General features: G+C 45.9%; 19 protein-coding genes. 16 read left to right on the plus strand and 3 right to left on the minus strand.

Annotated elements, in window-relative coordinates:
* The first annotated feature begins 127 nt into the window (after window positions 1-127).
* Window positions 128-970 (plus strand): copper amine oxidase N-terminal domain-containing protein, encoded by an 843-nt coding sequence (locus tag FRY98_RS18965; RefSeq protein ID WP_148454892.1) that lies wholly within the window; start codon window positions 128-130, stop codon window positions 968-970.
* A gap of 286 nt (window positions 971-1,256) precedes the next feature.
* Here the strand turns inward: FRY98_RS18965 and FRY98_RS18970 are convergent, their stop codons facing one another.
* Window positions 1,257-1,472: a helix-turn-helix domain-containing protein gene (locus FRY98_RS18970; protein WP_148454894.1), complete on the minus strand. Its 216-nt coding sequence runs from the start codon at window positions 1,470-1,472 to the stop codon at window positions 1,257-1,259.
* A 108-nt stretch (window positions 1,473-1,580) separates the two neighbouring features.
* Here FRY98_RS18970 and FRY98_RS18975 point away from each other — a divergent pair, with 108 nt between their 5' ends.
* The 4 genes from FRY98_RS18975 to FRY98_RS18990 all read left to right on the plus strand — a co-directional run bounded on the left by FRY98_RS18975 (window position 1,581) and on the right by FRY98_RS18990 (window position 3,349).
* Window positions 1,581-1,856 carry a DUF6809 family protein gene (locus FRY98_RS18975; RefSeq protein ID WP_148454896.1) on the plus strand — a complete coding sequence of 92 codons (276 nt, stop codon included), beginning with the start codon at window positions 1,581-1,583 and terminating at the stop codon, window positions 1,854-1,856.
* Window positions 1,857-2,103: 247 nt separating this feature from the next.
* Window positions 2,104-2,577, plus strand: a complete 474-nt coding sequence (locus tag FRY98_RS18980; protein ID WP_148454898.1) for a DUF2975 domain-containing protein — start codon at window positions 2,104-2,106, stop codon at window positions 2,575-2,577.
* 9 nt (window positions 2,578-2,586) lie between these two features.
* Window positions 2,587-2,862 carry a helix-turn-helix domain-containing protein gene (locus FRY98_RS18985; protein ID WP_148454900.1) on the plus strand — a complete coding sequence of 92 codons (276 nt, stop codon included), beginning with the start codon at window positions 2,587-2,589 and terminating at the stop codon, window positions 2,860-2,862.
* Window positions 2,825-3,349 (plus strand): hypothetical protein, encoded by a 525-nt coding sequence (locus FRY98_RS18990; protein WP_148454903.1) that lies wholly within the window; start codon window positions 2,825-2,827, stop codon window positions 3,347-3,349. Before FRY98_RS18985 ends, FRY98_RS18990 begins: the two co-directional genes overlap by 38 nt.
* A gap of 19 nt (window positions 3,350-3,368) precedes the next feature.
* Here FRY98_RS18990 and FRY98_RS18995 read toward each other — a convergent pair whose 3' ends face one another.
* Window positions 3,369-3,836: a hypothetical protein gene (locus FRY98_RS18995; protein ID WP_148454905.1), complete on the minus strand. Its 468-nt coding sequence runs from the start codon at window positions 3,834-3,836 to the stop codon at window positions 3,369-3,371.
* Window positions 3,837-3,876: 40 nt separating this feature from the next.
* Between FRY98_RS18995 and FRY98_RS19000 the strand changes: the two genes are divergently transcribed.
* A complete protein-coding gene (locus FRY98_RS19000) occupies window positions 3,877-4,422 on the plus strand; it encodes a TetR/AcrR family transcriptional regulator (protein ID WP_148454907.1) in 546 nt (181 codons plus the stop codon).
* A 28-nt stretch (window positions 4,423-4,450) separates the two neighbouring features.
* Here the strand turns inward: FRY98_RS19000 and FRY98_RS19005 are convergent, their stop codons facing one another.
* Entirely contained in the window at window positions 4,451-4,828 is a 378-nt protein-coding gene (locus FRY98_RS19005; RefSeq protein ID WP_148454909.1) for a hypothetical protein, read from the minus strand.
* A 194-nt stretch (window positions 4,829-5,022) separates the two neighbouring features.
* Between FRY98_RS19005 and FRY98_RS19010 the strand changes: the two genes are divergently transcribed.
* From FRY98_RS19010 to FRY98_RS28480, 10 genes are all read left to right on the plus strand, one after another.
* Entirely contained in the window at window positions 5,023-5,604 is a 582-nt protein-coding gene (locus FRY98_RS19010; RefSeq protein WP_148454910.1) for a TetR/AcrR family transcriptional regulator, read from the plus strand.
* Between the two features lies 1 nt (window position 5,605).
* On the plus strand, window positions 5,606-6,346 hold the full coding sequence (locus tag FRY98_RS19015; RefSeq protein ID WP_148454913.1) for a CPBP family intramembrane glutamic endopeptidase: 741 nt from the start codon (window positions 5,606-5,608) through the stop codon (window positions 6,344-6,346).
* Between the two features lie 76 nt (window positions 6,347-6,422).
* On the plus strand, window positions 6,423-7,265 hold the full coding sequence (locus FRY98_RS19020) for an aldo/keto reductase (protein WP_148454915.1): 843 nt from the start codon (window positions 6,423-6,425) through the stop codon (window positions 7,263-7,265).
* A gap of 491 nt (window positions 7,266-7,756) precedes the next feature.
* Entirely contained in the window at window positions 7,757-8,839 is a 1,083-nt protein-coding gene (locus tag FRY98_RS19025; protein WP_148454917.1) for an SGNH/GDSL hydrolase family protein, read from the plus strand.
* 187 nt (window positions 8,840-9,026) lie between these two features.
* Window positions 9,027-11,303: a hypothetical protein gene (locus FRY98_RS19030; RefSeq protein ID WP_148454919.1), complete on the plus strand. Its 2,277-nt coding sequence runs from the start codon at window positions 9,027-9,029 to the stop codon at window positions 11,301-11,303.
* Between the two features lie 18 nt (window positions 11,304-11,321).
* A complete protein-coding gene (locus tag FRY98_RS19035; protein WP_148454920.1) occupies window positions 11,322-11,933 on the plus strand; it encodes a pentapeptide repeat-containing protein in 612 nt (203 codons plus the stop codon).
* A 246-nt stretch (window positions 11,934-12,179) separates the two neighbouring features.
* Window positions 12,180-12,311 carry a deaminase domain-containing protein gene (locus FRY98_RS29470; RefSeq protein WP_148455872.1) on the plus strand — a complete coding sequence of 44 codons (132 nt, stop codon included), beginning with the start codon at window positions 12,180-12,182 and terminating at the stop codon, window positions 12,309-12,311.
* 5 nt (window positions 12,312-12,316) lie between these two features.
* Window positions 12,317-12,670, plus strand: coding sequence for an Imm3 family immunity protein (locus FRY98_RS19045; RefSeq protein ID WP_148454923.1), 354 nt, complete (start codon window positions 12,317-12,319; stop codon window positions 12,668-12,670).
* A gap of 1,401 nt (window positions 12,671-14,071) precedes the next feature.
* Window positions 14,072-14,593, plus strand: coding sequence for a hypothetical protein (locus FRY98_RS19055; protein ID WP_148454925.1), 522 nt, complete (start codon window positions 14,072-14,074; stop codon window positions 14,591-14,593).
* Window positions 14,594-14,703: 110 nt separating this feature from the next.
* On the plus strand, window positions 14,704-14,859 hold the full coding sequence (locus tag FRY98_RS28480) for a hypothetical protein (protein WP_170287130.1): 156 nt from the start codon (window positions 14,704-14,706) through the stop codon (window positions 14,857-14,859).
* Window positions 14,860-15,309 lie beyond the last annotated feature (450 nt).

Consider the following 15,309-nt stretch of genomic DNA (forward strand, 5'->3'; position numbering starts at 1 on the left):
GGCCTTTAGATTATTGAAGACCATCCTTTATCCATATCACGCATATGTAGTGCTGTAGTGCAACATTACATCATAGTTTCGTATATAGTTTGGTGAAAAAATATGTTAAAAAAGGAATGAAAATACTATGAAAAAGCTTCTTGTAGGAATATTCACTGCATGGATTTTATCGATTACTGCATTACCTACACATGCGGCAGACATGAAGATAAAAGTTGACGGTGTTACTATTTCCTCCGATGTGAAGCCTGAATTTAAGAACAATCGAACAATGGTACCTCTGCGAGTGATCAGTGAGAATTTGGGGGCTAGGGTCAACTGGTCTGATACAGAAATCGTGCTCAAAAAAAGTAATGTAAATGTAGTCTTGAAATTGAATAGCAATACAGCAATGAAAAATGGTAAAAAGGTGCCGCTTGATGCCAAACCCTATCTAAAGAATAATCGCGTGATGGTTCCACTTCGTTTTATTGCAGAGATGTTTGGTTCCAATGTCGGGTATAGCAATTTTGTAGTTACTGTCGAAAACAAGCCATTAGTCATTGATGGTGTAAAAGTGAAAACATTGCAACATGAATTATACATGACTATGGGCGGCATAGTAAATCGTATCAATGGAAATGCCTATAATGAAGCAATATATAATCTTTTTGTAGAAAACAAAGGAAAGAAGGTCGAAGAACCTGCTGTTTACTCCTCGCATGTAGGTCACCTCGCACCTGGCGACTACTATAAAGCTGGACAGTATGACTTTTTAGACCAAGAAGGGGATAGCATAAAACGTTTTGACATTTATACTAAAGTTCGATCAATGGATGATGTGGACCAGGTTCGCGAGGTTTTAATTTATGAAGCGAATGTAAACCAATGGTATATGTTTAACGACAAAGCACATCGAGAAATTCTAGAGTTAATTGATACAGCCTCAAATAACGGTTTTCTGACCGAGATCAGCAATAATGTTCCATAAAGGGGACGACAGCTTAATAACCCATGAAAACGAGGCCGCCAAGAACATGGCCTCTCCACGATCCCCTAAAACCAACAAAGGATGGTCTTAAAGGATGGTCTTTAGATTATTGAAGAACATCCTTTATCCCTCTCAAATATCATTTCATGGTTCCCATTGTATATTTGAACTGAAGACCTCCCTGTTGATGCCTCATCATGGTCTCCAGAAATGATGTAGTTTCTTTTCACCTTTTCCATGTCTAGTCGATGCCATTTTTCTTGATTGAAAGTTGCATTAGTTTTCATCATTCCTCCACCAAATCAACAATCTCCCGAATATCACTTATATTCAAGGCTTCCGCAATTCTTTCAATATGACTAAAATTGATGCTCTCGCGCTTGCCGTTTGAAAGCTCGCTCAATGCCGCGTGTCTGACGTCGGAACGTCTGGACAACTCCCTGAGGGAAATATTATGTGCTTTCGCTAAGTCCGCGATTTTTACGACAACCTTTTTTCCCATACTCCGTCACCTCGTATCGGTTCATTATGAACTTGACTATACGTATAAGCGTACCGTAGAATAGAATTATTAGTGGTACCTATTCGCGTATCAACGGAGGTGCTTCCCATGCCAATCCTCGAATCCCTATACTACGGCAACCTAATCCCCCATGAAACGGCCGTACCCCAAGATCCGAAGTATCGCCAGATGGGCCGGCAAATATCCGAGTCCATGGAGGCTTGGAAAGGAAAGCTTTCCGACGAGGACTTCAAGGAGCTCGAGGCGTTGCTCGATCTGTACCAACAGATTCAGGGGATGGAGCTGGCGACGTCTTTCTCGCAGGGATTTAGGATCGGGGCGGCGATGGTGTTTGAGGTGTATGCGGAGAGGATGGACACATAGACGAAAAAGCCCCCGTTCGCGAAGAAGAGGACGGCTTCATCCAACGAAGGGGCGAAACTGGCCCGAGGCCTTCTGCATTAAATAGAAAATGCACCCCTTAGGTTCTATCCATGCATCTAAAGGGTGTATTTTTATTGCCTTTTAAGGTATATCGTTAATTATTTAACGTTAATTAATAACTATTTATTGAAAAACGATAAATTCTGTGTATAATCAAATTATCGAATTTCAAGCGAGGTGCTTTTTTGTGAAGCGAGAAACGCTGTTTTTAAAGGCCGTGGTGGTTCTGATCGGACTTCCGGTTCTTGCGTTGTGTATATGGGTGCTGCCTAGGATCGTGGGCGGGGCGGCGCAGTATTTTTCCCCCTATTGGGTGTATCCGGTGTTTATCTTGGTTTACGTCTCGGTGATCCCGTTCTACTTCGCCTTGTTCCAGGCGTTTCGGCTGCTCGGCTATATTGACCGGAATCAGGCTTTCTCGGAGCTGGCGGTCAGCACTTTGAAAAATATCAAATACTGCGCGTTCGCCATCAGCATCCTGTTTGCGGGAAGCGAGCCTTTTCTCTATTTGATGGCCGAGAAAGACGACGCGCCGGGGCTGATTGTGATCGGGTTGGTCATTATTTTTGCCTCGTTCGTGATTGCGGTCTTTGCGGCGGTGCTGCAGAAGCTGTTGAAGAACGCCCTTGATATCAAAGCCGAAAATGACCTCACGGTCTGAGGTGGGCCCATGGCGATTGTAATCAATCTGGATGTCATGCTGGCTAAACGGAAAATGAGTGTAACGGAGCTGTCGGAACGGGTCGGAATCACGATGGTGAACCTTTCGATCCTGAAGAACGGCAAGGCCAAGGCGATCCGCTTCTCCACGCTGGAGGCGATTTGTCAGGCTTTGGATTGTCAGCCCGGCGATATTTTGGAATACCGAGGTGAGGATGTTGAGCGGAGAACCCAGGATCTATCTTCTTTTGACGGATACGGGGACGATGTTAAACCGGATGATTAAGTCTTATACCGGACAACCTTATAATCATGCCTCCATCGCGTTTGATGCCGAATTGAGCGAGGTTTACAGCTTTGGGAGGAAGACGGCCAACAACCCCTTTATAGGGGGATTCGTCCGGGAGAATCTTCACTCCGTCCTGTTTTGGCAGGCGGAATGTGCGATCTATGCTTTAACCGTAAGACGCAGCGAGTATTGGAGGATGTATCGATATATTCAGGAAATTGCCGCGCAAAAAGAGCGCTACCGCTACAATTTCATCGGATTATTTGGCGTGATGCTGCAAAAGCCGATCCCGAGGAAGCACGCTTTCTTCTGCTCCCAGTTCGTGGCCTCTGTGCTGAAGGAGGGGGAGGTCCTTCCTTTTGACAAGGACCCTGCGTTGGTTGAACCCGCCGAGCTGCCCCATTTTGCCGATTTTCAATTGATCTATGAAGGAAGGGTGCAGGATTATCAGGTGAGTCTTGAGAAGAGGTATGCTTATTCTTGAAGGGTCGGGCCGTTCGCGATTACCTCAAGACTCCACGCTGCTTCAGGGCCCTGCAATAAAAATACAACCCGAACGTCATCCCTAAAATCTCGATATCAAAAAGGGATATCCACGGACCCAGCACATGCCACCGCCCCATAAACGCAAATGTAATGCCTTCCAGGCCCAGTATGGACAGGGCCGAAATCAGCGATACCGGCACAGCCCAGCGGGAGCGGAGCAGGAGCAAGATAGGTGCAATCAGCCCGGTAAACACATTCAAGGTCCAGCAAATCAAAGGGACCGCGGGATAATCCGTGAAATAGTCGAAGACCGCTGCACCATAGTTTTTGGCGCTGTAATAGGCCTCGTTATGTCCAAGCATCATGAAATAATCGTAAATGCCGTTGGCATAGACGAACAAAAAGAATAACCCCGTGAGCCAGAGATGCCAGGGGGCCCTCGTACGTTGGACCGCAGTCTCCCATTTTGCATTCGTCCTGTTCATAAGTTCCTCCATGATCTTCACCATCCGAAGCGGCTGTATTGTGTCACAGTTTTGCAAAGATCAAACCCATCCGTCATCGATCACCTCGAAAAATATGCTCGCCCAAGGGCTGATCGAACTTTTGCGAGAGGAAGCCTATAAAGACATTACGGTTACGAAGTTATGCGACTGTGCCCAAATCGCTAGGCGGACATTTTACCGGAATTTTGACACGATTGAGGACGTTCTTGTCTACGCGATTGCCGGGATCATGGACGAGTTTGTCCAAGAGCTCAACGCCCACGTGTATGAGGATCTTCAGGCCGTGGCCACGGTCTATTTTACCTTTTGGGAGAGGCATACCCGGCTGCTGTTGCTACTTAGCAAAAATAACTTGATCCACATTGTTTTTGCGCAATATATTCACTATCTGCACCGGTTCCCGAAAACCTTATGGCTGAACGGCGAGATTCCTCCGGATGAGGAGAGTTTCGCGGTAAGACTTGCCTACTTGTCCGGGGGCTTATGGAGTGTGCTGACGTACTGGATTTCCTCCGGCTGCAAACAGACTCCGGGCGAACTCGCCGGCCTCATTGGCGGGGAATAACGAATGCTCACACACCGGTGCTGGTGTGTCAGGGCTTGGACTTTCGGAAATCACTTCTTATCTCCTGAACTTCTTTCTCCGTAAGTTGCTGGGCATGATAGATCGCTTCAAGCTGTTTTTCTATGTTTTTCAATTGGAGCTGGGTTTCCAGGTGGGTTTTTTGGGCCGCTTTTTGCGCTTTGGTGTTATCCACTAATACGCAAATGGTAACGCCCGCACTGAAGATCGTCAGGCCCCGGGCTAATTGATCCACATTCAGTTGGTTTAATGACATCAGGCAGTCGGCCACCCCGGCCCCGATCAGGATTCCTCCGATGATCATCACCGTGTTCAAAACCCACTTTTTCTCCGTTAACGTGTTCATATCCGATTTACCGCTTATCCAGTTTGATAGCTTGCGCCTCATGGTGTGCTCCTTCCTCGCTTTCGTGAAAACTCCATCAGAAGACATTCGACAAAAAGAGACACTTTTCCTTTGCGGCACGATCAGACAAGATATAGCTCAAATTCATTTCGAAAAAAGCGGTTGATTAAATAACGTTTATAATATAACATTCGTTATATAACGAGAGTTACTTATTTATCAAGGAGGAATTTCATATGCCCCCCAAGCCGAAGGTAACGCGGGACATCGTTTTGGAAGCGGCGCTAGGGCTGTTACGCGAAGAGGGAATGGATGCCGTCAACGCGCGCAACGTTGCGAAGAAGCTGGGCACTTCCACACAGCCGATCTTCAGCCATTTTGCTTCGATGGAGGAATTGAGGGAAGCGATCTGCGCTTATGCCGAACACTTTTACAATACGGCGATGCTGGAGGCGATGCAGGGCGGCGGCAACGGGTTTTTGGAGATGGGTCTCGCTTATATCCGGTTTGCGCGCACGGAAAAAAAGCTGTTCCAGCTTCTGTTCATGTCCAGCCGGCTTCAACAGGAGAAGGTGTCCGATATTGCGGGCTCCACCGAGGGCGACGACCAGGTGATTGCGATGATCGGAAGTATGACCGGTCTTTCGGCGGATCGAGCGCGCAAATTATATTCCGGGATCTGGTTTACAACGCACGGCATTGCCTCACTGGTCGCAACCAATGGCAGCACGATGGACGACACGGAGGCGCGAGCCGTATTGGGCAGCGTATTTAAAGGTTTGTTAGCTGTACTCCAAAAAGAAGGCGAGGCGCTTTAACATGTCCACGAATTTTATTCGCAAGCATCCTTACATCGCCGCACTCATCGCGGCACTGATCTGCACCTTTCTGACCGCTGTCGGCTCCGCGGCGGCTCAGATCGCCGAATTGGCGGAGGTTCCCGCTTATCTCGTCATGACGGCGTCCATGATCCTCTCCGTTTTGGCGGGAATGTGGTTGCTGCGCCGTTCCGGACTTTCGGCCAAAGAGGCCGGTTTCCGCAGCCCGACTTCCGGCACGGTGCGCTCCATTTGGTTTTGCGTGCCGCTGCTGCTGATGGAGGTGATTCCGTTTGTGGCTTACGGGCCCGCATTTACCCGTCAGGGAGCGGAATACGCGGTGTTGGCTCTGTTCACTATCGTGGTGGGATTCAACGAAGAGCTTTATTTTCGGGGGCTGGTCTTCTCCTTCCTGACGGGAAAAAGCCGCAAGCAAGCCGTGATCGGCTCGGCTGTCATCTTTGGCGTGCTGCATGCAGCAAACGCCCTGAGCGGAACAAATCCGGCCGAAGTGCTGCTGCAGATCGCCTTTGCTTTTTTCGCGGGTCTTGTGCTTGCCCTCATCGTCAGTATTACCCGCAGCCTTTGGATCGGCATTGTGTGGCATACGGTACATAATTTTCTCTCCTTCAGCACGGAAGTGGCCTTCGACCGGACGGCGCTGGCCGTGTTGTCGGCCCAGGTCTTGATTTTGCTGATCTTCACGATCGGTTTATGGAAACGCGGAACGGAGGCGGCCTGAACGGGTAATAACTTTTGAACATCGTTTATAATAGAAGGAGTTAAGATTCCATTACTTCTGTAAGGAGGTTGTTCAAATGAATCGGAAGATCCCGGAACATACGTTGAACGATGGCTTAAAGGTCCCCGCGATCGGGCTCGGCACGTATAGCCTGAAGGGGGAAGAGGGCGTGAAAGCGATGGCCGCCGCGATGGATGCGGGGTATCGGTTGATTGACTCGGCTTTTAACTATGAGAACGAGGGGGCTGTCGGGAAGGCAGTCCAGCGGAGTTCCGTTCCCCGGGAAGAGCTGTTGATTTGTTCCAAGCTGCCGGGACGCCGCCACGCCTACAAAGAGGCGCTCGCGACCATCGAGGAATCGCTGTACCGGGCCGGCCTGGATTACTATGACCTCTATCTGATCCATTGGCCTAATCCCAAGACGGATCGGTACGTGGAAGCTTGGCAGGCGATGATCGAGGCCCGGAAGCGCGGCTATATCCGGTCGATCGGGGTCAGCAACTTCCTTCCCGAGCATTTGGAGCGCCTGATTCAAGAAACCGGCGTAACGCCGAGCATGAATCAGGTGGAGCTACATCCGTTTTTCGACCAGAGCGAACAGCGGCGGAAGCATGGCGAGCTTGGCATCGTGACGGAATCTTGGAGCCCATTGGGGCGCGGGAATGATATTGTGGAGCACGAGAAAATCGTCCGGATCGGACAAGCCCACGGAAAAACGGGGGCCCAGGTAATTTTGCGCTGGCACACCCAGCTCGGGGCGATTCCGATTCCGAAATCAGGCTCCCTGCAGCATCAGCAGGCGAATCTGGATATTTTCGATTTCGAGCTGTCGGCGGAAGAGATGGACGTCATCTCGTCCTTCAGCCGCGAAGACGGGCGGTTATGGGGACAAGATCCGGGCGAGTACGAGGAGTTTTGATCCTAGGACTAACTAAACTCGAAAGAGTATGAGAAGTCCTTGACGGAGAGGATCCGGAAGAATTTTTTTCGGGTCCTTCTTTGGATGTTATGATGAAAAAGGGTTTGGTTCGAATTAACGGGAATTCTTCCCGTTAATTTGGTACGTATGCGCTTGCAGAGGCGAATTAGCTGGAAAACCTCCCGTTATTTCGCCTGAAATGGTCTATATCGGCAATAGGGCCGCGAAATAGATGGAGCTTTTCCAGCTAAATCCGACCGAGGGGCCAAGAGCGGTAGTTTAACGGGATATTTTCCCGTTAATGATGTAGACTCCGACGGCGGGACTTTACAGGGGGCATCGAATTGCATCCGGAACAATCCGAGAAAAAGTATGTGATCATGAGCGAGAATTTAATAAAATGGTATCGTGCACATCATTTTGACGACCTATAGAGCAAATTAAATCGGTATACAGCCACGGTCTAAAATAGAGGGGGAAGGTTCAATAATATGAGCACCAATGTCGGGGGCGTTCAATCGTTTAAAGCCACGGGGAAGCATGTCAAAAGGCTCGGACGGACTTATGAGTACAACGATGCGCTATGGCTGGCTTTGTCCGGGGGAGGCGTAGAATTCACTTTTTATGGCAAAAAAGCGGAAGTGACGATCCAGGGCGATAATATCGCGTCAGGCGAGGAGAATCTGGCTCGAATCGGTATCGAGGTAAATGGAGAGCGGGTTGTCGATGATCTGGTGAATCAACCCTTGAAAACGTATACCTTTTTCCAAAGTGATGTGGAGCGGCAGGTTACGGTAAGGATCGCGAAGCTGTCGGAGGCGGCGATGTCCACGGTGGGGATTCGGGAGATTGCGGTGGAAGCTGCAGAGGGGATCAAGCCCACCCCGGAACAGGCGCGAAAAATCGAGTTTATCGGCGATTCGATCACCTGCGGCTATGGCGTGGATGATGAGCGGGTGGAGTCGGTTTTTTCCACGGCGACGGAAGATGTGACGAAAACCTACGCTTATCAAACCGCCCAGGCCCTTCAGGCGGACTACAGCATGGTATCGTATAGCGGGTATGGAATTATCTCGGGCTTTACGGATAACGATCAAAAACTGCTGACGCATCTTTTGCCGGATTATTACGACTTGGTGGCCAAGTCCGAGGGGCGATTGGACGGCGTTTTGAATCCTGCATCGCTTCGCTGGGATTTCCGGCAGTTTGTCCCCGATCTGATCGTCATTAACCTTGGAACGAATGATGAGACCTACGCGAAGGACGATGCCGACAGACAGGCGGAATACGCCGGACAATACGTCGAATTCCTGAAACGGGTCAGGGCTCGGAATGCGGGCGCGACGATTCTTTGTACGCTCGGGATCATGGGGGACCGGTTGTATCCCAAGGTGGAACAAGCGGTTCGCGAGTACACGAAACAAACGGGAGATCCCAACATTTCCACAATGAAGTTTGACGTGCAGTCGGCGGAGGATGGATACACCGTCAACTATCATCCCTCGCATGCGACGCATACCAAAGCGGCGAAAAAGCTGGTGACCTACATAAGAGACCTCATGAACTGGGAATGAGCTGAGTCGCCTCCCCTCGAAGGGCCTGTGTACGGTCGGTTGCCGGACTTAGGCGTTTAGGCGCCGCGTTATAACCCATTATACCTATTCCCGCCCCAACCCGCCGGCACTTTATTCCTATTCCTTCCAATACAGGTTTTTGGTAAAATATCCTGAATTCGGATTATGGAATGTTGAGGCGAGTGGGATGCAAAAAACGGATACCCAAAAGGTGGAACAGTTATCAAGCGATTTGAGCCGGTTGAGGCAGAACTTGGAGCATGCATTAATCCATATGTCCGGAAAGTTAAGCAGCCTGATCAGTCAGGTGGAAACTTCCTATCCTGAACCCTCGGTCCGCGACGCGGTGCGTGAAGTGACGGCACAGCTTAGCGAGATGATGAGGTTGGCGAAGCAGTTGGATGATCGGCTGTACGACAAGGTGCGAGCGCTGGGCGAGGCGGCTAGCGCGTATATGCAAACGGAACGCGAAGTCTTTGCGCTCGCGCAGGCGAAGCGGGGGGCCGCCTTTACGTTAAAAAGCTTTGCGCTAGGTTTGGCAAGCCGCTTCGATCAGCATAGCCGGAACAATGTGGCCGAAGGGCGGAACACCCCGCTATCCTTGCTGCAGACTTTGAAGGGAGCGCTCCTGGAGGTCCGGGACATTTCCCTGAAGGGGCGTTTAAGCCCGGCCCAAGCCGACAAGCGCATCGGGTCCCTGCTGGACATGCTGGATTACGGCTCCCCCGAAGCGCAGCGGTGGGCGCGGGGAGAACTGGAGCACATCGCCGGAGCGCTTGAGGGAATCGCCCGCGACAAGTCGGCCTATCGCATTTATGAAACCTATCAGAATGAGAAGTACATGGCGTACATACATAAACGGATGGAGCAGCAGCGCAGCCGATTGGCCGGTCTGGGCGTAGCGGAGGAGTGGTACGGCGAAGGGAGGAGTTTGTCCTCTTTTTATAAAGGTTCGCCGTTAAACGCCTGTGACTATAACCCGCTAAAAAATGATTTCTCCCGCATGCCCGTGGAAACCGAATTGAGATTTGTCATCGCGGCCGGGTTGTATAACCCCGCGTATCGGAAGTGGGCTGCCCTGCATTATCCTCAAATTGAGGCGGCGGTACGTAAGGGAGTCGAGCAGCGCAAGCGGATAGAGCAGATTCTGGAGCAATACAATAAAGAAGCTTCGGCCAAGGATATCCGCAAAATGCAGGAATATCTGAAAAAGATGAATCTCTACCATGGAGAGATTACCGGAAAATACAATCAGGAGTTTCTAGTCGCTGTTGCGGGCTACCAGCATATCGGTAATACCGTTAGCTCCGTGGCTGCCGTCCGGCGGGACATGTTTCATTTAGACCGCTATCAGTTCGAGGTAAACGGGAAAATCACGCAGGAACTGCTGGATTTGGCGGCTGCGGAAAGAGGGCTGGGCATCTGGAATAACCCGGATGTGAAAGCCGGCGGTCTCGCGGCTTCCATGACGCTAGTAGGGGTAGGCGATGGGATTGCCAGCCAGCTCCTCACCGATACATGGGATACGATCCAATTCGGGCATAAGACGAACCCCGTAACCCTCCAATACTGGACGGAAACCGTTCCCGCGTATTACGATTTTGGTAAAGCGGTTTATAGCGGCGATATGACTTTCGAAGACATCAAGGCTGCGATTGGCGAGGCGGCGGCCGCGGAATTTGTCGTACCGTTTCGGGATATCCGGGAGCTGTACGATAAAGTCCTGTGCGGGAAGGCCTCCTACGAGGAAAGTCAGCGTTTTGGGCGGGCGCTGGCCAAAGCGGTGGAAGTTGCCGCCCTGGTTAAGGCGGCGGCCCAGGCCGGCGCGAAAGTCTCCTCCAAAGTAACCAAACAGGTGGACAAAACATTGTCCCAACTCGAGGAACCCCTGAAACCTCCAACCCTGAACCCGGAGCGTACCGACGATTTAACGGCGCCGAAGGTGGATGACCTTGGACCGCAGCGGGAGAGGGAGCTTGGGGATGGTCGGGGGGCGGGGGAAGTTCGTAAGCTAAATCTATATGATGAATCTGGTAAATATACCGGAGGGAGAACACCGGAGGAATTAGCTGATTTAGCATATGATCCACATAAAAAGAAAACTACAGAGGGCTCTGAAATCGAACGAGAAGTGATTCTTGAATTAGAAGAGGAAGGAGTAATAAAGAGAGCAATTAGAGACACAATTGGCCAAGGTGATTATATCGACGAAGTAACAGGACTTAATTATGATATAAAGAGCTTCCAATCATACCCTTTGGATAATCAAGGAAATAAAATCACTAATCCGAGAGCAGGAGCATTTAAATTATCTAATGCAATGCAAGATATTAAAAAAGAGTTTGATGTAAACGGCATGGATTTTGTTATCATAAACACAAGAAAGATAGAAGAAGAGCATGTAAGGCAATTGATAGATGCTTTAAAGAGTGAAGGATTGTACGACAAGATTATTTGGAAATAAAGAGGTGTGTTGTAGTCAATGATTAAAATATCTCAAAGCGAATTGGATGAAAAGTTTGCTAAACATATGAATTATATTAATACAAAAGGAGAAGAAGGGGAAAAGATAATACTAGATCATGTTGACTTTTCTGATCTATCATTCAATGGAGTTACTTTTATAGACGTCCAAATTACAAGTTCATTATTTAAAAATAACGTTTTTGAGAATACCGAATTTTTCGATTGCCTATTGTGTGATTGCAAGTTTGATAATGTAGCTTTTAATAATATTAACATGGTTAAAGCAAATCTCTCGTATAGTAAATTTGTTCAATGTAGTTTTCAAGGTTCACAAATTTGGAGATGTCAGACTAATGAAACGGAGTATATAAACAGTAATTTTTGTAATTGTAAATTGTACGATTGTTTTGCTTATTCATGTTTAGATGGTATCACCTTTAATGATATAGATTTTGAAAAATTGAATTTCTATTGTGCGTCGGTAAAAAATCTAAGTTTTATTAATATTCAAAATTTTGATGAAAAAAAAGTAGGTAATAATTTAAATATAGGAAACTTTGATGAAGAAAAAATAATAAAGAACGATGAAGCTATCTTTCATTTAAAGTCTCAATCTGTTTGGCTATAAACATTCATTATAGGTTTTTATTATTAAATTGTTACGCTGTAAGCAGCGCAAATTCGATCCTCATGGAGTGTTAGGCTCTATGCGAAGAATGATTGCTTTTACATTTAACAGATCGGTTATGGGAAGGTATTACCATAAATCGATCTGTTTTCTGTTATGCCGACTTTTCACTGCCTAGTTGAAATTACTATAAAATCTGGCGTACAGACAATCTAAAAGCTACACTTTAGAAAAAGTAACTTTGGTATAGCTGAAGTTAACACTGACCGTGAGCCTTGTGCGAGCTGTAGTCCGATAATCGAACAATTTAAAGCGAAGTACCCTGATATCGAGGTGTTTGTGTACTTTGTAAAGAGCAAAAAAGATAATGGAAGGTGAATTGAATGTTTGAAAAAATTACTTACGAGAAATTAATGGAGTATGTTCCAAATGATTTTGATAAGTTTGTATCCGACGGTTTATCTTCAATTCAAGCTGTTTCAAGGTTAATCAACGAGTATGAAAACCAAACAGATGACTATGAGGATGTCAGGTGGATGTTTACAGTTTTACTAGCCGAGATAGGTATAAAGCACGATTGTTTGAGAGATGAGATTAAATTAGAGGCACTTAGTATTATAAACGATAAGAAATTAGTGGATTATTGGAAAGAAGAAGGGATAAATGATGCAGAAGTATTCAACAGAGTTTTACATTTAGAAAAAGTAAAAAATATCATTATAGAGTTTGGGTCTTAAATCAAGTAAGGGGCTGTCAACATTTTTGTGTTAGCCCATTTATAACCAGTAACTAGATTGTACAACCAATAAACTAAACATTTATTGATATGTAGTGTGAGGTGGCTTGGCTAAATGAAACTAAAAGGAACTAAGACAGAACAAGATCTATTTTATAGGACATACACCTGAGCAAGGAGAAGACCTCTATAGGATTCTCATTAATACTGATACTATTGCCCTGCTTGAGTTGGATCGATATAACCAAGATACTAAGCCTAATGTTGGCAAAGTATCTGTGCGAGAATACATCAAAGGATTAAATAAAATAGATCAAATTAAAATGTCTGTTGCTCTAGATTTAGCACAAAGGGATTTAGAATAATTGGGATGGTACAGTGATGCATCCAGGTATAAAACCGGGGGGCGTTGAGCATCTAGAATTGTACCGTCATTAAAAGAGAAATGAACGGTGGTACACTTGATGTGAAAATGATTTTAGCAGTGTTGAAATTATGCAGGTGTAGATCCTGTTATAGCATGGAGGCAATGAAAAGTTGAGTGACTTATTAGAATTAAAAAATATTGAAATTAAAGAATATTGCGCTGCTCGATAAAAAACGGGTATAACAAAATTCATGGGAGAAAAAGGGTAAAGAAAGAAGATTTAAAATACTTGAATATGATATTGAAATCGAATATGTTGAGTCGCCATATATCGGTATTGACATATGGTCTGATGAAATTGATGTAGATTTATTCTGCTTAATTACCCAAAGTTATAAATCTGATGATTTTTATACAAGGCATACACTCTAACGTTTAACTAACGTGCCAACAGATAAAGGGTGGTTATACTTGGCGAGCATCATGGTCTTGTACAACCGCAAAATCGTAGGTTTTCACATAACACGGATTGAGGATACTTTCTGGGAGTATTTTTAAGAAGAAAGGAAACTGAGTATGGTTAATCCTAAATTTAAACAATGGTTGAGGCTATCAGCAGTAGTTCAAGAGACCGTTCCTGATGTCCCTAAGATTAACTGTCCGAGCTGCTCCAGTTCAAATATTAGTTTTGAATATATTGGAGATAGTGAAAGGAGGCAGGGGTTTTTTTTATTATGGTGTAATCATTGTTTGGAAGGAATTCATATTTCAAGGATTCAGATTCCTGAAACCGCAAATGTAATCCCATTTAATGGACCAGCCGAACAAATAGCACACATACCCTATTTCACAAAGATTACTCCGTAAGCTATTCTTTGAGACGGGGTTACAACTCCAGCAACGCGTACATACAACCAACAAACCAAATAAATTAAAGTTGCCAATGAACCCACAGTGTTGAGTATGGGGATCTGGATTCAAGAAATCGCGGAAATGCTGAATTGGCTAAAGTGGTTGAAAAGAGGAAGAGTGAGAATGGATTTTGATATTTGTGAAATTCGAGAGTACTATGATTCTGAATTACGAGACTATGATTACAACGAATTGGTGGGTCTTGGTATAAGTCATGATGATGCTGAATTTATGGTATCTATTGGAGTACCAGAGAATTATGATGATTTTGTATTCTATGGAAGTGATACTTTTAAAATAACATTAATTAAAGGTGTAGAATTTATAAATATTGGCCATTATTCCTGTTACGGTATACTTGCCCCGAATGCACTTTACTTAAAAAGAGGTAGTAATGGACTTTTTATTAATTCATCCCATCATAAGCCGCCAATTTATATGCTAAATAAAAACTTGAGAACATTTTTTTTGTTTGAACTAATAAAGAATGAATTAGCTATGAGAATGAAGCAAGAAAGTGAATATAGTGAACAAAAATATGCACGAGAGCTACGCAAGCTGTATGAGCAAATCGATCCCGTAGCAATGAAGGATCTTGATGGATACTGGTCACATCTAATAGAAGACTATGAAACTGGATTGTGAAACTGCAGAGGGATGTGCCAGAAATTGGATTCCAATTGGAAGGATCTTCGAGGGATCGGCGCCTATTATGAGTTACCGAAAGTAAAAGGAAACAATTGAAGAAGGCTATTATGGCGTTACGTTATTTAAGTATTGAAAGCAAAAGAGGGAATCCAATGATTGAGCTCTTGAAGGATTTTTGGGGCTGTGATTTTTTTAAGTATGGTGAAGATGAGTTGGGGGGATTCGGTTTTGTTCTTCCATCAGCTATTTTATACGGAGCTTAGAAAAGTTGAGGACATAGATGATGATGAGCAGTGTGAAAAGTTTGGGAACATGATGCGAGAGGAATTTGAAAGAATCGACTCTGCAGCAATGTTAGACAAAGAGAGTACGTGGTCAAGAGTTGTAGAGGAGTATGAAAATTGCTCTATTTAATTGTAGGTCTCAATTAATCAAGTCACTAGGACTCTGTGATTCAACCAACAAGATACCTATCCCACAATTATGGATATCCCCCCCAAAAAAGAATCTCCTTCAAATAAATTCAAAGTAGATCGGACTGATCCATGGGTGAAGTTATATCTAGCGCCCCATTAGACGACCTGGATAACATGAAATTCCTGCATATCTGCATGTTTTTTTCTTGTTCGCACCCAAAATTTCAAAATACCTGCAAATCTGCAGGAATTTTCGGCGAAACTGGCTCATTTCTCTAAAACCGTTAGAAATACCTG

Source organism: Paenibacillus faecis (assembly GCF_008084145.1).
GTDB classification, from domain to species: Bacteria; Bacillota; Bacilli; order Paenibacillales; family Paenibacillaceae; genus Fontibacillus; species Fontibacillus faecis.